At 65.9% G+C, this 18,687-nt stretch carries 17 protein-coding genes and 1 pseudogene; 6 read left to right on the plus strand and 12 right to left on the minus strand.

Annotated features, from left to right (window positions below):
• Positions 1 to 4: 4 nt before the first annotated feature.
• The 6 genes from SLQ33_RS32755 to SLQ33_RS32780 all read right to left on the minus strand — a co-directional run bounded on the left by SLQ33_RS32755 (position 5) and on the right by SLQ33_RS32780 (position 4,958).
• Positions 5 to 655 (minus strand): nucleoside/nucleotide kinase family protein, encoded by a 651-nt coding sequence (locus tag SLQ33_RS32755; RefSeq protein WP_319458101.1) that lies wholly within the window; start codon positions 653 to 655, stop codon positions 5 to 7.
• Positions 652 to 1,572, minus strand: coding sequence for a PfkB family carbohydrate kinase (locus tag SLQ33_RS32760; RefSeq protein WP_319458102.1), 921 nt, complete (start codon positions 1,570 to 1,572; stop codon positions 652 to 654). The genes SLQ33_RS32755 and SLQ33_RS32760 overlap by 4 nt, the downstream gene beginning before the upstream one ends.
• The gene (locus SLQ33_RS32765) at positions 1,550 to 2,332 is read right to left on the minus strand and encodes an ATP-binding cassette domain-containing protein (protein ID WP_319458103.1); all 783 of its coding nucleotides are present in this window, start codon (positions 2,330 to 2,332) and stop codon (positions 1,550 to 1,552) included. Before SLQ33_RS32765 ends, SLQ33_RS32760 begins: the two co-directional genes overlap by 23 nt.
• Positions 2,329 to 3,324 carry an ABC transporter permease gene (locus SLQ33_RS32770; RefSeq protein WP_319458104.1) on the minus strand — a complete coding sequence of 332 codons (996 nt, stop codon included), beginning with the start codon at positions 3,322 to 3,324 and terminating at the stop codon, positions 2,329 to 2,331. The genes SLQ33_RS32765 and SLQ33_RS32770 overlap by 4 nt, the downstream gene beginning before the upstream one ends.
• Positions 3,321 to 4,331 (minus strand): substrate-binding domain-containing protein, encoded by a 1,011-nt coding sequence (locus tag SLQ33_RS32775; RefSeq protein ID WP_319458105.1) that lies wholly within the window; start codon positions 4,329 to 4,331, stop codon positions 3,321 to 3,323. The genes SLQ33_RS32770 and SLQ33_RS32775 overlap by 4 nt, the downstream gene beginning before the upstream one ends.
• 153 nt (positions 4,332 to 4,484) lie before the next feature.
• Positions 4,485 to 4,958, minus strand: a complete 474-nt coding sequence (locus tag SLQ33_RS32780) for an Lrp/AsnC family transcriptional regulator (protein ID WP_319458106.1) — start codon at positions 4,956 to 4,958, stop codon at positions 4,485 to 4,487.
• Between the two features lie 139 nt (positions 4,959 to 5,097).
• On the opposite strand from SLQ33_RS32780, the gene SLQ33_RS32785 reads away from it, so the two are divergent.
• Positions 5,098 to 8,571 carry an indolepyruvate ferredoxin oxidoreductase family protein gene (locus SLQ33_RS32785; RefSeq protein WP_319458107.1) on the plus strand — a complete coding sequence of 1,158 codons (3,474 nt, stop codon included), beginning with the start codon at positions 5,098 to 5,100 and terminating at the stop codon, positions 8,569 to 8,571.
• Positions 8,572 to 8,705: 134 nt separating this feature from the next.
• Here the strand turns inward: SLQ33_RS32785 and SLQ33_RS32790 are convergent, their stop codons facing one another.
• Positions 8,706 to 9,686: an NADPH:quinone reductase gene (locus SLQ33_RS32790; RefSeq protein ID WP_319458108.1), complete on the minus strand. Its 981-nt coding sequence runs from the start codon at positions 9,684 to 9,686 to the stop codon at positions 8,706 to 8,708.
• Between the two features lie 10 nt (positions 9,687 to 9,696).
• Complete coding sequence (locus SLQ33_RS32795; protein ID WP_319458109.1) at positions 9,697 to 10,590, minus strand: helix-turn-helix transcriptional regulator; 894 nt, start codon at positions 10,588 to 10,590, stop codon at positions 9,697 to 9,699.
• 123 nt (positions 10,591 to 10,713) lie between these two features.
• On the opposite strand from SLQ33_RS32795, the gene SLQ33_RS32800 reads away from it, so the two are divergent.
• Positions 10,714 to 11,838, plus strand: a complete 1,125-nt coding sequence (locus tag SLQ33_RS32800) for an aldo/keto reductase (protein WP_319458110.1) — start codon at positions 10,714 to 10,716, stop codon at positions 11,836 to 11,838.
• A gap of 59 nt (positions 11,839 to 11,897) precedes the next feature.
• On the plus strand, positions 11,898 to 12,875 hold the full coding sequence (locus tag SLQ33_RS32805; protein WP_319458111.1) for an aldo/keto reductase: 978 nt from the start codon (positions 11,898 to 11,900) through the stop codon (positions 12,873 to 12,875).
• 40 nt (positions 12,876 to 12,915) lie between these two features.
• Here the strand turns inward: SLQ33_RS32805 and SLQ33_RS32810 are convergent, their stop codons facing one another.
• Positions 12,916 to 13,773: a lysophospholipid acyltransferase family protein gene (locus SLQ33_RS32810; protein ID WP_319458112.1), complete on the minus strand. Its 858-nt coding sequence runs from the start codon at positions 13,771 to 13,773 to the stop codon at positions 12,916 to 12,918.
• 74 nt (positions 13,774 to 13,847) lie between these two features.
• On the opposite strand from SLQ33_RS32810, the gene SLQ33_RS32815 reads away from it, so the two are divergent.
• Entirely contained in the window at positions 13,848 to 14,417 is a 570-nt protein-coding gene (locus SLQ33_RS32815) for a TetR family transcriptional regulator (protein WP_319458113.1), read from the plus strand.
• Between the two features lie 13 nt (positions 14,418 to 14,430).
• Here SLQ33_RS32815 and SLQ33_RS32820 read toward each other — a convergent pair whose 3' ends face one another.
• The 3 genes and pseudogenes from SLQ33_RS32820 to SLQ33_RS32830 all read right to left on the minus strand — a co-directional run bounded on the left by SLQ33_RS32820 (position 14,431) and on the right by SLQ33_RS32830 (position 16,589).
• On the minus strand, positions 14,431 to 14,700 hold the full coding sequence (locus SLQ33_RS32820; protein ID WP_319458114.1) for a hypothetical protein: 270 nt from the start codon (positions 14,698 to 14,700) through the stop codon (positions 14,431 to 14,433).
• Between the two features lie 41 nt (positions 14,701 to 14,741).
• Positions 14,742 to 15,151, minus strand: a pseudogene (locus SLQ33_RS32825) (TetR-like C-terminal domain-containing protein); the annotation flags it as partial.
• A 97-nt stretch (positions 15,152 to 15,248) separates the two neighbouring features.
• Positions 15,249 to 16,589 (minus strand): folylpolyglutamate synthase/dihydrofolate synthase family protein, encoded by a 1,341-nt coding sequence (locus SLQ33_RS32830; protein ID WP_319458115.1) that lies wholly within the window; start codon positions 16,587 to 16,589, stop codon positions 15,249 to 15,251.
• Between the two features lie 545 nt (positions 16,590 to 17,134).
• Here SLQ33_RS32830 and SLQ33_RS32835 point away from each other — a divergent pair.
• Positions 17,135 to 18,508, plus strand: a complete 1,374-nt coding sequence (locus tag SLQ33_RS32835) for an aromatic ring-hydroxylating oxygenase subunit alpha (RefSeq protein ID WP_319458116.1) — start codon at positions 17,135 to 17,137, stop codon at positions 18,506 to 18,508.
• Positions 18,509 to 18,601: 93 nt separating this feature from the next.
• Positions 18,602 to 18,687, plus strand: an 86-nt coding sequence (locus SLQ33_RS33685) for a hypothetical protein (protein WP_413467783.1), incomplete at its 3' end; no start/stop codon positions are given.

An 18,687-nucleotide genomic window follows, 5' to 3' on the forward strand; every position in this document is an offset into this window, starting at 1 on the left:
GTGGTCACCGGAGCCGCACGATTCGGTCCGCGCGACGTGCCGTCGACTCGATCAGTTGGGCATTGCGCTCGTCGGGCCCGAGGGCCCAGAACGCCGCCTCCTGCGGGGACTTTCCGTACGCCTCGTGTCGGCGCAGCAGCCGAGCGTGGCGAACGTCGGTGTCGGGGGCCAGGAACCACACCTCGTCGATGCAGGCTCGCGCCGCAGGCCACGCATCGGATTCCAGCAGAAGGTAATTGCCCTCGGTGACGACCAGCGGCACCATGGGGAGGACGGGAATCGACGAGCCGATCGACTCCTCGATCTCGCGCCGGAACCTCGGCGCATACACGACTGGATCGTCTACGCGCTGCGCCCGCAAAGCCGCGATTAGCCGTGCATACCCGCCGTCGTCGAACGTGTCGTGCGCACCCTTGCGGTCCCGGCGTCCGAGGTCGATCAAGACTTCGTTGGCCAGATGAAAGCCGTCCATGGGGACGAGCACGGCGACTTCGGGACCGAGTGCGCTGACGAGTTGCTCGGCTACGGTGGACTTCCCGGCCCCCGGAGCGCCGGTGAGACCAAGGATGCGGCGTTCGCCGGGAACGACGAGCGCCATGGCCGACTCGACCAATTGGTCCAGTGTGGCGTCGTGCACGTCTTGCTCGATGGTCACCGTTCCCGCTTTCGGGTCTGTTGGCTGGGTAGTTCGCTCAGCCATGCCCGCGGCCCCACCACCGAACACCGTAGTGCCGCCACGCGAACGGAGCGAGCGATACGTTCGGCGACACTGCTCTCGAGCTGGGTCGAGAAGTACGAATACGCACCGTGGAAGGCATCGCCGGCGCCCAGGGTGTCGACCACCACCACCGGTTCCACCGGCACGGACCCTGACTCGCCATCCGACCACCACTCGACGGGATCGCCGCCGTGCGTGGTGACTACGGTGCGCACACCGCTGCGGACCAGCGTTGCGGCGGTGGACTCCGGGTCGTCGGCGCCCGGTACCCGGAAATCGTTGGAACACACCATGTCCGTCGCGTACGGAACGATGTCGCTCATCACCGGCTTCCATCGACCGGCGTCGACGACGAGTGTGGTGTCCCGTGCCGCCGCAAGGCGGACGGCAGGACGAGCGATCAGCGGGTGGTGTCCGTCGACGAGCACCACGTCGGCATCCTCCACGAGGTCAGCGAGGTCTCCCGGCGGCGACGCGTCGGAGTTCACCGCGTCGAGGGAGACGACCGATCGGTCACCGGTCGATTCGACGACCGACACGGCGGACACCGGTACCGCTCGCGTGGTGCCTGCCGCCGCGTCGACGACGCTGACGCCGTACGCAGCGAGGTCGGCTCGGATCAGTTCGGTGATCGGATCATCTCCGAGCGCGGTCACGAGGATCGCGTCACCGCCCAGACCTGCGAAGGTGACGGCCGCGTTCGCGGCCGGTCCGCCCGCAGCGACGAATTGGGCGGTCGACGTGATCTTCTGGTTCACGGCAGGCGGTTTCGCGATTCGGTGGATCACGTCGAGGGTCGCCAACCCGACGAAGACCCCGAGCGGGGCCTTCTCAGAGCCCGGCGCGTTCCTCATCGGTCGGCTCCTCCGCACCGGTCATGAGCGCCACCACCTCGGACATCGAGCGTTGCTTCGGATCGACGACGCCGGAACGTTGCCCGAGTCGGTGGATGTGAATCCGGTCGGCCACCTCGAACACGTGCGGCATGTCGTGGCTGATGAGCACCACGGGAATGCCGCGGTCGCGGATCGACCGAATCAAGTCGATGACCTGTCCCGACTCTCGCACGCCGAGGGCAGCAGTCGGCTCATCCATGATGATCACGCCACGGCCGAACGCGGCAGCCCGCGCCACCGCGACACCCTGACGCTGCCCACCGGACAACGTCTCCACGGCCTGGTTCACGGACTTGATGCCGATCTTCAGGTCCGCGAGGTGCTGCGACGCCTCCTCGCGCATTCTCGGCATGTCTAGTCGGCGAAACAGGCTGCCCGCGATACCCTTTCGCCGTACCTCGCGTCCGAGGTACAGATTCGACGCGATGTCCAGAGCCTGTACGACTGCGAGGTCCTGGTACACGGTCTCGATGCCGGCGGCCCTGGCGTCGCGGGTGTTCTTGAACGACACGGGCGTTCCGTTCATCAGGATCTCACCGGAGTCCGGAACCACCGCGCCCGCCAACGCCTTGATGAGACTGGTCTTCCCGGCACCGTTGTCTCCGATGACAGCGAGGACCTCGCCTTCGCGGAGCTCGAAGTCGGCGCCGTTGATCGCCGTGACGTGGCCGTACTTCTTGACGAGTCCGCGCGCCTCGAGAACGGGTGCGCCGGTCATTGTGATCTCCTGCGTGCGAACTGATCCACTGCCACCGCGACGATCACCAGGACTCCGGTCGCGATGTTCTGGTAGAGATTGTCGACGCCGGCCTGGGTGAGACCGTTGCGAAGAACGCCGACGATCAACGTGCCGACCAGAGTTCCGCCGACGCCTCCGCGCCCTCCGAACAAACTGGTTCCGCCGATGACCACCGCGGTGATCGACTCGAGATTGGCGTTCTGGTACGCGTTCGGGTCGGCGTTCGGGATGCGACCGAGAGCAGCCCATGCGGCGATGGCTGCGATCACACCCGTCGTGATGTAGACGGACAACAGCACCCGCCCGGACTTGATGCCCGACAGGTTCGACGCCTGTGGGTTTCCACCGACGGCGTAAACGTGCTTGCCCCAGGCGGTTTGGGATAGTGCGTACCACGTCACGACGTAGACCAGGAGCATCGCGACCACGCCGTACGTGGTCGAGAACGATCCGATGCGAAAGGACGTGCCCAGGAAGGTGAGAGGTCCTGGCTGCACTCGGTAGGTCTCGGAGCCCGCGAGCAGTCGGGTGGCCGCCTGTATCGCGGTGAACGTCCCCAGCGTGACGATGAACGGTGGCAGTCGGAGCGCCGTGACGAGCCCGCCGTTGATCGCACCGAACAACACGCACACCAGCAGCGTCGACCCGAGCGCCATGACCGGCCCGTTGGCCCCCGCGCTCTGCGCCATCACGATGGTCCCGAAGACGGCGACCGCGCCGATCGAGAGATCGATACCGGAGGTGAGGATGATCAACGTCTGGCCCACGGCGAGAATGCCGACGACCACCGACTGTTGCAGGATCAGCGACACGTTCTGCGGATTGAGGAACGAATTCGAGACCGCGCTGAAGATGATGATGGCGATGACCAGCGCCACCAGCGGACCGAGCAACGGTTCACGCAGGAGGTTGCCTGCGTTGAATCGGCTCGAGACCGATGGCGTCGCGGTCGCGGGAGCGTCAGTGGTCATGAACTAGCTGTGCCCCAGCAGTTCTTTTCGCCCCAGGCGGTGTCCTTCGATGGGAGTCCGGGGACCGGCTTGTCCGTGATGAGCTCCGAGCCGGTGTCGTTGAAACCGCTGGGCTTGGTGCCGTCCTTCGCGAACTTGACCACGGCCTGCACGCCTTGCTCGGCCATCTTCGCCGGGAACTGCATGACCGTGGCGCCGATCTTCCCGGACTTCACATCCGCCACGCCGGTGCAGCTTCCGTCGATCGACCCGATGGTGATCTGGGCGGTGCGGTTGGCCGACTGGATCGCCTGGTACGCACCGGCGGCCGCCGGCTCGTTGATGGTGTAGAGCGCGTTGATGCCCGGAGCGCGCTGGAGGATGTTCTCCATGGCGGTCTGCGCCTTGGTCTGGTCGCCGTTGGTGTTCTCCCGGCCGACGATCTCCGGCGAGTCGTTCGTGATGCCGAAGCCCTCGAGGAATCCGTCGTGACGGAACGTGTCGACGGTTCCGCCCGGGGTTCCGTCCAGCATCACGACCTGAGCCGGTGCGCCGGCGAGTGCGGCTTTCACCCATTTACCCTGGCTGACGCCGGCGGCCTTGTTGTCGGTGGCGAACGTGGCGTCGACTGCGTCTTCGGGGTCGGTCGCGGTGTCGAGAGCGATGACGATGACGCCGGCGTCGCGCGCCTTCTTGATGGCGTCGAGCACTCCGGTGGAGGAGTTCGGGGTGATCAGGATGCCCTTTACGCCCTGGCTGACCATGTTCTCGATGGCCGAGACCTGGCCCTCGTTGTCACCGTCGAACGCACCCGCCAGCGCGATCAGCTGGGCGCCGTCCTTGTCGGCCTGCGCCTGGGCGGCCTCACGCAACTTCACGAAGTACGGGTTCGAATCGGTCTTGGTGATCAGTCCGACCTTGATGCTGTCCGAATCCGATCCGCCGCAGGCGGTCAGACCGAGAACCAGCGAGCCTGCCATGAGAATCGCCCCGACCGTGGCCGTGCTTCTGCTGCGCCGTGCGAACATGCGGACTCCCTTGTGCCGATGCGACGCCCGTCACGCCGCGCGATCTGCAGCAGCCTAGAGTCGCGCAAGCGCTTGCGCATGCGCTTTCGCGAAGTTCCCGAGACTCTGCGCCCGCGGGAGTCGCACTCCATGCGGCGTGCCGGTGCAATTCGGTCACTGCCGTTGCGACAGCTGCTCCAACAGTGGTCGCGTCCGGTAGGCGACGACCTCGTGCATCGCGATCGACATCGTCGTGCGCACCACCCCGGGCACCGCGAGAACCAGTCCGGCCACGCGATACAGGTCGTCGGCATCGGTTGCCACCACGCCGATCAACAGATCGGCCGCGCCCGAGAGTCCGGTGACCTGAGTGACCTGAGCGACGGTCTCCAGTGCGGCGATGACGCCCTCCAGTTGGTGTTGGTCGACCACCGCGGTGATGAAGGCCTTCAGCGGATAACCGAGGTCGCGGGGCGACACGCAGCGGTCGATCGGCGCCAGCACCTTCTCCTGATCCCACCGAGCCAGCCGCGCCTGCACGGTGTTCCGGGCAAGGTTCAGCTTGGTCGCCAGTTGGACGCCCGTGGCGCGCGGTGCGTCGCACAGCGCCAGCAGTAGTCGGGCATCGGTGCGATCCAACCTCGTCATGTCGCTCAGTATCACACGTCACGTTGGTCCAATTTTGGGCAACATGCTCAATGGAGGCATGGTCGCTTGCTCAAGTTGTATACCGCTGGTTCCCTAGTAGTGGCAGGCAGCCCATTCAGCGCCGAGGTGGTGAGACCCGATGACAGCTCTCGATATCCGCACGCCCGATCGTCAGCCCTACGAACTGGGCGATCGCTACCGCACGGGATCCGGTCCAGTGGTGCTCACCGGGGTGCAGGCCATCGCCCGCGCACTCGTCGAACAGCACGAGCGCGACGCGCGTGCCGGCCTGCGGGTGGCGACGTTCGTCTCGGGATATCAGGGCAGCCCGCTCGGTGGTGTCGACCGGATGCTCGCAGCGATGCCCGAGGTTCTTGCGGCACACGACATCACCTTCGTCCCCGGCCTCAACGAGGAGTTGGCGGCGACCTCGGTGTGGGGCAGTCAAGCCGATCTACCCATGGGCACCGCCACGCACGATGGAGTCGTTGGAGTCTGGTACGGCAAGGGGCCCGGCTTGGACCGGGCGACTGACGCCCTCCGGCACGCCAACATGTACGGCGCCAACCCGCGCGGCGGGATGCTGCTCTTGGTCGGCGACGACCCAGCCTCCAAGTCGTCCACCGTGCCTGCCGTCAGCGAGCGTTCGTTGGCCGCTCTCGGAATCCCGGTTCTGTTCCCGCGCAACGCCCGCGAGATCGTGACGATGGCAATGCACGGTGTGGCGATGTCGCGTGCCTCGGGATGTGTGGTGGCGCTCAAGATCGTCGCCGACGTCGCCGACGGCGCGTGGTCCGTCGACGGCAGCGACGTCCACACTGACATCGTCGTTCCCCAAATACAGTGGGAAGGGCGGACGTTCGGCTACCGCCAGCGGCCGATGGCCGCGCCCACCGACAGCCTCGACGCCGAGGCCGACCTCTACGGACCCCGTGCCGAGGTCGTGCGCGCCTACGGTACCGCCAACGGACTGGACGTCATCGAGCTCGATCCACCCCACGCAACCTTCGGCATCGCGGCCACGGGAACGACTTTCGACTCCGTGCGACAGGCGCTGACCGATCTGGGCGCCGACGACGTCGCGCTCCATCGCGCAGGTGTCAGGCTGCTGCGCATCGGCATGCCCACCCCCCTGGGGCCTGACACCGTCGGGACATTCGCCGAGGGGCTCGAGGAGATCCTCGTCGTCGAGGACAAGACCGCATTCGTCGAGACCCAGGTGCGCGAAATCCTTTACGGCAGAGCCGGTGCGCCGCGGATCATCGGGAAGAAGGATGCCACGGGTCGGTTACTCATCCCCGCAGGTGGCGAACTCACCGCAGGACGTCTGCTGGCGCCGCTGCGGCGCGTGCTCAGTGCTCAACTGGCTGATCGACTGGAACTCAAGAAGCCGCCGCTTCCCGCATTGGCGTTGGAAGTCCTTCCCGCGAAACGTGCCGCGTACTTCTGTAGTGGCTGTCCGCACAATCGCTCGACCGCAGTGCCCGAAGGATCGCTGGCCGGCGGCGGAATCGGCTGCCACACAATGGTGACGATGTCGGGCCGCACGGACAGCGCCGTCACGGGACTCACCCAGATGGGCGGTGAGGGCAGTCAATGGATCGGGCAGGCCCCGTTCACGGACGTGCCGCACCTGTTTCAGAACATCGGCGACGGAACCTTCTTTCACTCCGGCCAACTCGCGCTACAGGCCTGCGTCGCGGCCGGCGTGAACATCACCTACAAGCTGCTCTACAACGAGGTCGTGGCGATGACCGGCGCCCAGGACGCCGAGGGCGCACTGACCGTCGCAAAGCTGACCCACAAGTTGGTCGCCGAGGGCGTCAAACAGATCATCATCTGCGCCGACGAACCCCACCGGCACGACAAGCGTGCGCTCGCCAAGGGCACGGTCCTCTGGCACCGCGACCGACTCGACGACGCCCAGAAGAGATTGCGCGACGTCAAGGGCGTGACGGTCCTGATCTACGACCAGCACTGCGCAGCCGATGCGCGTCGGCAACGCAAACGCGGCACACTGCCCACCCGCACCACCCGGGTGCTCATCAACGAAGCCGTGTGCGAGGGCTGCGGAGACTGTGGCGTCAAGTCCAACTGCCTGTCGGTGCAGCCGGTGGACACCGAGTTCGGCCGCAAGACGCGGATCGACCAGGCCTCCTGCAATACCGACTACAGCTGTCTCGACGGCGACTGCCCGTCGTTCGTCACCGTCGAGGTGCAGCCCGGCATGAAGCCGCGCACGCCGTCGGCCCCCGAGCCTCCGGTATTGCCCGACGTCGACGTCGAGCCGGTCACCTCGACCCACAACGTCTTCTTCGCCGGAATCGGCGGCACCGGCATCGTCACGGTGAACCAGGTGCTCGCCACGGCGGCGTTGCGTGCCGGCTACGACGTCGAAAGCCTCGATCAGATCGGGCTGAGTCAGAAGGCCGGGCCTGTCGTGTCGCACCTGAGATTCACTGCAGGCAAGCTGGATCCGTCCAACCGGCTCACCCCCGGCAGTGCCGACTGCATCGTGGCCTTCGATCTGCTGGCGGCCGCCGACACCAAGAACCTCGGATATGGCGATCCCGTCAAGACGATCTCGGTCGTGTCGACCAGCAAGACGCCGACCGGTGACATGGTCTACGACAAGACGATCGCGTACCCCGAAACGGCATACCTGCTCAACCGCCTAGGCCAGGTGTCACGCACCGTGCACTCATTCGATGCCCTGGCCGCCGCCCAGAACCTGTTCGGCAGCACGGCAGCAGCCAACTTCCTGCTCGTCGGGGCTGCCTATCAGACTGGGGCACTGCGGCTTCCGGCGGCGTCGATCGAAGAGGCCATCGAGCTCAACGGCGTTGCCGTAAAGGCCAACGTTGCCGCCTTCCGCTGGGGACGTGTCGCCATCGCCGACCCGGCCCGCTTCGACGACGTGGTCTCACCCGCGCGCGACCGGCAGCCACCACCGCCGCCTGCACGCGTCCTGGAAGGCACGGCGTTCTCCGGGCAGGTCGGCGACCTCATCTCACGACGGGCTGCGAACCTCGTTCAGTTCCAGAGTGAGAAGGTCGCGCGCCGATACGTGACGCTGCTGCAGTCGATCTGGACCGCTGAGCGTGCGGTGGGCGATCGCACCGAGTTCAGTGAGGCCGTCGCGAAGGGGCTCTACAAGTTCACCGCGTACAAGGACGAGTATGAAGTGGCGCGGCTGCTGACCGACCCGCAGTTCCTGTCGTACGTGAAGTCCGAGGTCCCGGCCGGGGAGCAGCTGACCTACAAGCTTCACCCGCCCGTGCTGCGCGCGATGGGGCGGAAGAAGAAGATCGGCCTCGGTCCACGAAGCCACGTCGCCTTGCGCATTCTCGCCAAGGGAAAGCGACTGCGCGGCACGAAGTTCGACCCGTTCGGCTACGCGCACGTCCGGACGGTCGAGCGCAGCTTGGTCACCGGCTACGCCGATGTCGTGACGCGGCTCGCTGCCGAGCTAGACGCGACCAATTACGACCGGGCAGTGGAAGTGGCAGGCCTGGCGGACATGGTGCGGGGATATGAGGACATCAAACTGGCCAGCGTCGAGGCCTACCACGCCCGGCTGAGCGAGCTCGGAATCACGACGACCAGCTGCTAGTCCGGTGAGGGGGCGGCGGCACTACCGAAGCCGACGAACATCGTCTTGTGCAGCGTCAGTACGTGATGGCGAGAGATCTCTGCGACTGCGCGGCTGTCGTGGGCTACAGGCGTGAGTCGTCCGGCCCGCGTTCGCTATTGCGGGATGTCGACGAGGACGCGACCGCGAGCGCCGGCATCGACATGATCGTGAGCGTCGGCAATCCGGTGTAGGGGGTATTGCTGGTCGACCTCGATGTGCAGTACGCCGCCCGCCGCTGCACTGGTGAGGTCGCGTGCGGCCTCGTGCTTGGCGTCGGCGGGGAAGTCGTCGCTGCCTAGCAGCCGGATGGTCACATTGTCGAAAAGCAGCGGCCAGAAGGGGATTTCGGGCCTATCGGCGCGAGAGGCGTAGGCGGCGATGACAGAGTCGTTGGCGACGACCGCGGCATCGAGGTCTGCGTTGTCAGAGAAGGCCACTTCGACGATACGGTCCACCCCTTTGGGTGCGAACTCGCGGATCGCGGCGGCCGGATCGGATTGATCGAGGGCTACGGCGTGCGCTACCACCGCGGGATCGACACGGGCGAGGTCGCTGCTACGAGTCACCGTTGCGATCACCGTTGCTCCGCCCCAGCGGGCGAGTTGGGCGGCTAGGGAGCTGACGCCGCCGAGCACTCCGTGTACGAGCAGCGTCTTGCCGTCGACTGGCCCGTCGCTGAAGACGGCGCGGTGAGCGGTGATACCGGGAATGCCAAGGGCCGCTCCGACGTCGTCGCCGACGTTGTCTGGCAGCGGCACCGCCAGGTGTTCGGGGATCACAGTGAACTGGGCGGCCGTGCCGAAGGGTCGGTAGGACTGCGCACCGTAGACCCACACCCGTTGTCCCACACGGCTCTTGTCGACCGCGTCGCCGACGGTGTCGATGACACCTGCCGCATCGCTGTGGGGGATGACGCGCGGGAATGGCATGGATGAGCCGAGCCATCCGCGGCGCTTCTTGGTGTCGCCCGGGTTGACCCCTGAAAGGTGGACGCGGACGCGGACCTCGCCCGGACCGGGCTGCGGGTCGGTTAGATCGCCGACATGCAGCACCTCACCGGCCGAGCCCTGACCGTCGTACCACGCAGCAAGCATGCTGACTCTCCTAAGTCTTATCGATCTCTCGGATAGGCCGTTGTTCCTGGTTGGTCTGATCGAGGGTGGCGGCCCAGCTGGTGAGCAGGGCCAGTCCGTCCGCCGATGGGCTATCGGGTTCGGGGCTGTAGGCGGTGAGGGTCAGACCAGTGTCGGCCGCGAGCTCCATCACCTCGTAGGCGAGGCTGAGGTCGCCGACCACGGGGTGATGGAACCGTTTGGCACCCGCCCGGTGCAGGACCACATTGTGGGCAGCCCACCGGTTGCGGAAGGTCTCACTGCGAGTGGACAACTCGCCGATGAGGTCGGATAGGTCGCGGTCGTAGGGGTTGCGGCCCGCTTCGATGCGCAGCATCGCGACGGTGCTGTCCGCAGCGTCGTCCCAGTGCGGGTAGAGCGTGGTGGCGTGGGGGTTGAGGAAGCAGAACCTGGCGAGGTTCACGGGCCGCGATGGGTCGTCGTACGCCAGCGAGTACAGGGCGATCGCGAGCCGGTTGGCAGCCAGCAGGTCGAGCCGTGCGTTGAGCACGATCGCCGGCATCGTGGTCATTCCGTCGAGGATGCGCTGCACGACGGGCCGGATCTGTTGTTTGGGAGCGGGGCGCCGGCGGGTCCGTGGCGTGGTGTTGGCGGAGCGAGCCAAATCGTGTAGGTGTGCGCGTTCGGCCTCGTCGAGGCGCAGCGCGCGGGCAAGCGCCTCGAGCACGCCATCGGAGACGCCGGTCAGGTTTCCTCGCTCCAGACGGGCGTAGTAGTCGGTGCTCACCCCGGCGAGCATCGCTACTTCCTCGCGACGCAGGCCGGGGACGCGCCGCCTGCCGTAGGTGGCCAGGCCGGCCTGCTGCGGCGTGATCCTGGCCCGCCGGGTGGCGAGGAACTCGCGAATCTCGTCGCTGCTGTCCACGTCGCCAGGCTACGTCCGCCGTTCGACGGTAGGGGTGGTCTGCCATTACATGGGTATCCAGGCACTGTCACCTTCCCCGCCGACGGCGTTTCCTGGGTTCAGGCCACGAAGGAGGCAAACGAAATGACTGAATACGACGTCCGTGGAATCAGTCGCCGCGACCTCGTGGCGCGAGCCGCTCTTGTCAGTGCGGGGTTGGCGGTCGGATTCCCGGTGTTGGCCGCCTGCTCGCCGCGAGCTCAGGAAGTCGAGAACCGGAGCGACACCTCGCTGCCAACACGGAAACTCGGAGCGCTGGACGTCTCGGAACTCGGTGCCGGGTGCATGAGCATCAGCGCCAACTACGGACCCCCCGCGGACCGAACCCAAGGCGTCCGAACCATTCGCACGGCGCATGACAGGGGTGTGACGTTCTTCGATACCGCCGAGGTGTACGGCCCGCACACGAGTGAAGAGCTTGTCGGAGAAGCGCTCTCGCCCTTCCGCGACGACGTCGTCATCGCCACCAAGTTCGGGTTCGACGTCGAAGGTAGCGGTGCCCCACTGAGTCGACCCGAGCACATCAAGCGGGTGGTCGAGGGGTCGCTGCAGCGACTGCGCACCGACCGCATCGACCTCTACTACCAACACCGAGTCGATCCGACGGTGCCGATCGAGGACGTGGCCGGTGCCATCAAGGAGCTCATCAGCGCGGGCAAGGTGCTGCACTTCGGTCTGTCCGAGGCGAGCGCACGCACCATCCGTCGCGCGCACGCCGTTCAACCCGTGGCCGCAGTGCAGAGCGAATACTCCGTGTGGACACGCGATCCCGAGCGAAACGGCGTCCTCGACACCTGCGAGGAGTTGGGCATCGGCTTCGTGCCGTGGAGCCCACTCGGACAGGGTTATCTGACCGGGACGATCGATGCCCGCGCCAGGTTCGACCCGCAAACCGACCTGCGAGCTCGATTCCCGCGGTTCACCCCGGAAGCCTTGGCGGCGAACATGCCGGTCGTTGACCTGATGAACCGGTTCGCAGAGAAGAAGGACGCCACACCTGCCCAGCTCGCACTGGCCTGGCTACTGGCGCGGAAGCCGTTCATCGTTCCGATCCCCGGCACACGCAACATCGATCACCTCACCGAAAACCTAGGCGCACTCAGCGTTGCGCTGACGCCTGCGGACCTTCAGGAGCTCGACAGCGACTTCGCCAAGATCACGGTGCACGGTGCGCGCATGGATGAAGCCAACATGCAGATTGTCGAATGACCCGACTTCAGGCCCGAAATCGCGTGGAATCAAAAAGAAATCAAGAAGTGGAGTTACTGATGAAGCACATCACGCTAGGCAAGCTGGACGTCTCCCGGATCGGGCTCGGCGCGATGTCGATGTCCGGCTACTACAACACGGGGGAGGGCAGCGAGGCCGAGTCGATCCGCACCATCCACCGGGCACTCGACTTGGGCGTCACCCACCTCGACACCGCTGAGATCTACGGCCCCTTCGTCAACGAGGAGTTGGTCGGCCGGGCGATCAAGGGTCGCCGCGACCAGGTGGTGGTGGCGACGAAGTTCGGACTGGTGTCGCACTCCGGGGGCGGGCCAGGTGTGGTTGACAGCAGCCCCGCGAACGTCCGTGCCGCAGTGGAGGGCTCGCTAAGACGCCTCGACATCGATCACATCGACCTGTACTACCAGCACCGGGTCGACCCGAACACCCCGATCGAGGACACCGTCGGCGCTGTGGCCGAGCTAGTCGCCGAGGGCAAGGTTCGTCACATCGGACTGTCCGAGGCCGGGGTCGACACAATCCGACGCGCCCATGCCGTGCATCCGATCACCGCGCTTCAGACGGAGTACTCGCTGTGGACGCGCGACGTGGAGGCTGAATTGCTGCCGCTGCTCCGCGAGCTGGGCGTCGGTTTCGTGCCCTATTCGCCGCTGGGTCACGGCTTCCTGACCGGCGAAATCCGTTCCGCCGCCGATATTTCCGACGACGACTGGCGCAAGACCAATCCGCGCTTCGTCGGCGAGAACTTTCAGCGCAACCTGCGCATCGTCGACGAGGTGGCGGCCGTGGCCGTCGAGGCAGGCGCCACCCCGGCGCAGATTGCGCTGGCCTGGCTGCTTGCGCAGGGCGACGACATCGCCCCGATCCCCGGCACCAAGCGGGTCGCCCGCGTCGAGGAGAACACCGCTGCCGATGGCGTTGCACTCACCGTCGAACAGCTCGAGCGGCTCAACAACCTCACCCCCGCCGCAGGCGAACGCCACGACGAAGGCAACATGGCCGCCATCGAACACTGACCGGGCGGGTTGCTCATTCGACTCGTCAGGCTGTCGCCGCTCAATTGGACGGCATGGTGGCATTGCGCCAGGCGAATGGGTTCAGCTCACGGTAGGGGTCGCTGCTGCGGATCTCGAGGAGGTCGGCCAGGATCTGCTCGAGTGATTGCTGAGTCTTGTCCTTGACCGTGGCCACCCACTTGTCTTCGGCGACCCGTGCGGGTTTGGCTGTGTCGATGGGGTTGCCGAAGCGCAGATACATCCGCTGCGGCCGGGGAATGAGGGTGGGGCCGATCCCACGCATCAGCGGCATCGCCATGTCGGAACGGCCGGACAGTCTTTCGGTGAGGCGTTGACTCAGCCGCCCCCATCGTCCCTCGCGCGTCGTCAGGCTGCGGTAGACGTCATCGCCGCCGACGAGCCCTGCGGGCACGATTGGATAGCCGTATTCGACTGACAAGCGGGCGAATCCGGTTCGGCCCTGCCAACGCAGCAGGTACTCCTCGCCCTTGAACTTGGCAATCTCGCGGCCTCCACCGGGGAACACCAGAATGGGCTCGTCGTGCACCATCAACTCGCGAGCGGTCTCGGGGGCTCCGACCACGGCGCCGACGGCGGCGAGTAGGTCGCCGGGCAGGCCGCCCATACGCCCGAAGTTCCGGTCGGCAAGGGGACGCACCCGGCGGTCTATCGCGCGCCGCGCGAGCAAGGGGATCAACAGCGCCTCGGCGCCAGACTGGGTGTGGTTGCCGACCAACAGGAATCGGCCATCGTGGGGCAAGTTGGGTAGCCCGTCCACATAGGGGCGGTACATGTCGACGAGCGGTGCGACCCCGTCGGCGACGGTCTCGACGACACGGCGCAACGCCTGGACCCGCCCCGGTGGATTCATGATCACATCAGTGCTCGCCGTAGTCATGCCTGTTGAGCCTCCTTCATTTGGCAGGTTCCAGCCTACCGAACGAACGAGTTCGTTTGGCATATGATCTTGCTGTGAGAAGTACGACCGAGCTTCGTGACGTGATCCTGGCAGCCGCCCGGGCCGAGTTCGCCCAGTACGGATTGGCTGGGGCCCGGATCGATCGCATCGCCCGCACCGCCCAGGCCAGCAAGGAGCGCCTCTACGCGCACTTCAGCGACAAGGAAACCCTGTTTCGCGAGGTGTTGGCGGCCGACAGTGCCGAGTTCTTCCGGGCGATCGGCCTGCGCCGCGGGACTGTTCCCGACTTCGTCGGCGACGTCTACGACGTGGCCCGCGACCACCCCGAGCACCTGCGCATGATCACGTGGGCACGCCTGGAAGGCTTTCCCCTCGACGAACCCCATGCCGATGGTGAACCCGTGTTCGCCGGTACCATCGCCGCGATTGAAGCCGCCCAGGCGGCTGGGCACGTGGACCGGGTGTGGGAACCCGCCGACCTGATTGCCCTATTGCTCGGCATCGCCATGGCCTGGGCGAACTCGCCAGACCCTCGTGCGATGACGGACGACCCCGGTACGGTCGCGCGCCGCCGCGCGTCGGGTGTCGAAGCGGCCAGACGGATCATCGCAACCCACCGATGAGCGAGGCCCTCGACTAGCGGCCGTCGCTGAAGACGTCCCGTGGTGGGGGAGGGTCGGCGACGAGGGCCGGGAGCACGAACACTTCGAGATAGCGTCGCGCGACCTCGGGGTCCTCGGTGCCCGGGATGACGCCGAGCAGCATGCTCATCGAGGTGCCAATGAGGAACTGCAGCTGCCTGCCGAACTCTTCGAATCCGCCGAGTTCCGGCCGCGTCGCTCGCGTAATCGGCGCTGACGTGGTCTGGTTGAAGTCTGATATCCCGGTCAGCGACCCTTCGCGCATGCGCCGCGGCGGCGGCGGGCTCGGCGCCGAGTTAGCGCGTGTTATGCGGTGGGTCGAGTGAGGCTGGGGATGATGACATCGTCGATGAGCGTCAGCACGGTTTGGGCGACGGTTCGTGAAGATCGACCGGAAGACCAGATAACCGGGCATCAAATCCCAGAGTTCGTCGCAGATCGCGGCGTCGTCGAGCTCGCCGCGTTCGACTGCCTCTTGCAGGACCATCTCGATCAAAAGTCCGCTGATCGAGGAACAAGTGCTGCATCGCGTCGCGCAGCGCGGGGTCGCGGGACACCTCGAAGAGCACTGCGCGGATGGTGGTGGAGTGCTGGCGGGCCTGGTCGCATATGAGTTCGCCAAGGCGTAGCAAGTCACCCCGCAGTCTGCCGGTCGCGGGGGGCACCGCTACCTGGCGGATGCCTTCGATCAAGGCAGCCAGTACCACTGCCGCCCTGTGACAGTAAGCAATTCTCTTTCCCGCGGTGACCGCGGTGTCTTGCAGCTTCGATCGACGTCTGCAGCGGACCGTCGGGAGTCAGCTCGGACGTTGGTCATCCGAGCAGGACCGAGCGGGCTTGGCCGGCGGTGACCACGCTTCCGGTGACGAGTACGACCGGGTGATCGTCGGGGTGGCGAGGTTCCGCGATACTCAACGCCTTGGTGATCGCGGCGTCCATCCGGGGTTCGACGAGCACCCGATCGGGTCCCAGGACGTCTCGCGCCGTCTCCGCAACCAGTCCGGCCGCCCGCCGTCGGGGTGATTCATTCTCGGTGACGACGACAATCGACGCGTCGGACAGGGCCTCGAGGATGCCGCGGGCGTCCTTGCCCTCGAGCATCGCCAGAACGACGACGAGGCGCGACGGGGACAGCGCCTCCCGAAGTCCGGCCACGCTGGCCGCCGTCCCGGCGGGGTTGTGGGAGGCGTCGACTACGACCGGCGGGGTGTCCCACAGCTTTTCGAGTCTGCCGGGTGCCGAGACGCGGCCGAGTGCGCGTCGGGCGGCCGCCGGTTCGAGCGATGACCCGTCCGCCTCGAGGAAGGCCTCCACGGCAGCAAGGGCCAACTCGGTGTTGTCCGCCTGGTGTTCGCCCAGCAGCGGCAGGAAGAGCCCAGGGTAGCTATGGGTCGTGCCGTGCAGATGTAGGCGCTGTCCGGTGGGTCCTGTGGTCCGGGTGATCCGGCGGACGGTATCGGATGCGCACTGTAGCTTGGCACCCACGTTGGCGGCGCGTTCCCGCAGCACATGCTCGGCTTCGGGAAGCTGGCTGGCGAGCACGACGGTGGCCCCGAACTTGATGATGCCTGCCTTCTCGGTGGCGATCGTTACCTCGTCGGGTCCGAGGTACTCCGTGTGGTCAATTGAGATCGGCGCAATGACGGCAACCCGCCCGTCCACGACGTTGGTCGCGTCCCAGCTGCCGCCCATCCCGACCTCGATTACGGCTGCGTCGACACATGCGCGTGCGAAGGAGACGAGGGCCATCGCCGTGACGGTCTCGAAGAACGTCGCCGATACTGGGCCGGCCTGATCCACCTTCTCGACGGCCGGCAACACCTCGTCGTAGACCGCGACGAAGGCATCAGCGTCGATCGGTGAGCCGTCGATGACGATGCGTTCGCGGATCGATGTCAAGTGGGGGCTGGTATATCGGCCGACTTTGCGGCCGGTCGAGCGCAGGAGTTCGTCGGCGATCCGGGCTGTCGTCGTCTTGCCGTTCGTGCCCGTCACATGGATCGCGGGGATGCGCCGTTGTGGGTTGCCCAGCAGCTCCATCACCGCAGAAATTCGCTCCAGGGTGGGGTCGAGTCGATGCTCGGGCCAGCGGCTCAGGAGCGCCTTTTCCACCTCGGCGAGCCGGTAGCCGCTGCCCGATGAGGGCTTCCTCACGCTGCCCTTCCCGCTACCGCGACGCTGGACGCCGATTGCACGGCGACGACACGCTTGAGCTGGTGGATCGCGTCGTCGGGGGTTGTGGTGTTCACGGGTTCTCCGTCCTGACGGCGGTCTATCGGACCTGACGGCGGTCTATCGGAATTGCTACGGATCTTCGGCCGCGCCCAATGGTCCGCGGGGCACGCGGCCAGTGACCCCGGCGCCGGCGACTTACGTGCGCAACTCTTAGCCGCTGGTATGGCTAGGTCGGATGACGCCACCCCGTTGGTCCAGGCCAGCGTCTGTTCAGTTATGCGTTCCGTCACGCTAGAGGCCGCCGCCCGCCGGCGGGGGGCAGGAGTTCCACGAGGTGGAACGGCGTCCTCGCGGTGATCCTCGGAGCGACGACACAATCGAGACATTGCAGGTCAAATGCCTTGCTGTAACGCCGATCCGCAACTTGCAGCCCAGCCGACTCCGGCGGTTTTGTCGGCCGTGCGGTTCGGTCCGCGTCCGGCGGGCTCCACGGCTAGTGGGAACTGGAACGTAAGGAGAACATCATGGCCATCGCTGTCGAGAAGCTGCAGGAGTTGGTTTCGCTGGAGCGGGGCGAGCTCGATCGGAGCATCTTCAAGGGCTCGGAGATCTTCGAGCAGGAGATGCAGATGATCTTCGCGCGGAGTTGGCTGTTCTTGTGTCACGAGTCGCAGATCCGCAAGAAGGGGGACTTCTTCGAGGCCCCGATGGGTCGCGACAATGTGTTGGTCGTTCGTCAGAAGGACGGCAGCATCAAGGCGCTGCTGAATACCTGTCTGCATCGCGGTAATGCGGTGTGTCGGGCCGAGGAGGGCAACGCCCGCAACTTCATGTGCACCTATCACGGGTGGACGTATGACATTTCGGGTGATTTGGTGGGGGTGCCGGGGCTTGCCGAGCTCTATCACAACGACCTCGACACTGCCGCCAACGGGTTGCGTGAGGTGGCTCAGTTGGACACGTTCATGGGTTTCGTGTTCGCCACCGCCGATCCCGAGGCCCCGCCGCTGCAGGAATTCCTTGGCCGGACCGGCCGCCTCGGCCTGGCCTTGATCGCAGCCCAAGCCGATATGGAGGTGGTTCCCGGTATCCAGAAGTTCGTCATCCCGTGCAACTGGAAGTTCGCCGTGGACAACCTCTTTGACATGTACCACCCCCAAATCACCCACCTGTCGGCGTTTCGCAGCGGCATCCTGCCGCCGCTGCCCGACTTGACGGCAGGTGATCGCAAAGTGGATACCACGGGGGTAGAGACCCCCGACGGCTCACCGATGGAACTGGTGGACAGCACCGCGGGGCGGGAATTGGTGTTCATCGACCACTTCGGTCATGCGATTTCGGGTAGGACGATCGACGCGGTGGGAGACATGGGCGGGCGGATCGACAACTCGTGGCGGGACACCCCGCAGATGCAGGAACTGTTCGGGCCGATGGGAAGACGGTCGGCCGGTCACGCGAGCATCTTTCCGACCATGTGGGTCGTGCCCTGGATCAACCAGGTTTCCCTGCGCATACCGCGCGGGCCGGAGGAAACCGAGTTCTGGTGGTTCACGTTCGTGCGCCGCGACGCTAGCGCCGAACAACGGGCCGCGGCAGTTCAGCAGGCGGTCATTACCTTCGGGCCGGGCGGTTTGGCCGAGCAGGATGACGGCGAGAACTGGGTCCAGGCCACCATGCAAACCCACGGACAAGCCAGCGGCAAGATTCCGCAGCTGCTGAAGATGAACCTAGGTTGCGGCAAGGTCGTGCGCGACGACGATTCTCTGGACCCGCCCTACATCCAGGCCAGCATCAACGAGCACGGTCAGCTGTGGAACTACCACGCGTGGCAGCAGTGGATGTCTGGCGCGGACTGGAGCGAGATGCGGGAACTGACCACCCCGCCCGACGTGCTCTGAGTGCACCGCTTCCATTGCTATTGATGGCGCCGTGAGAAGCGGTGTCGTCCCCAACATCGAGGAGTCATCTTGAAGATCACTTCGCTTGGTTATTTGCGGGTGGAGTCACCAGATGCCAACGAGTGGACCAGTTTTGGTCCAGAGGTATTGGGTTTGGCGTTGTCGGAGGACCCGCTGCA

The organism is Mycobacterium sp. RTGN6, from assembly GCF_033804605.1.
Classification (GTDB): domain Bacteria; phylum Actinomycetota; class Actinomycetes; order Mycobacteriales; family Mycobacteriaceae; genus Mycobacterium.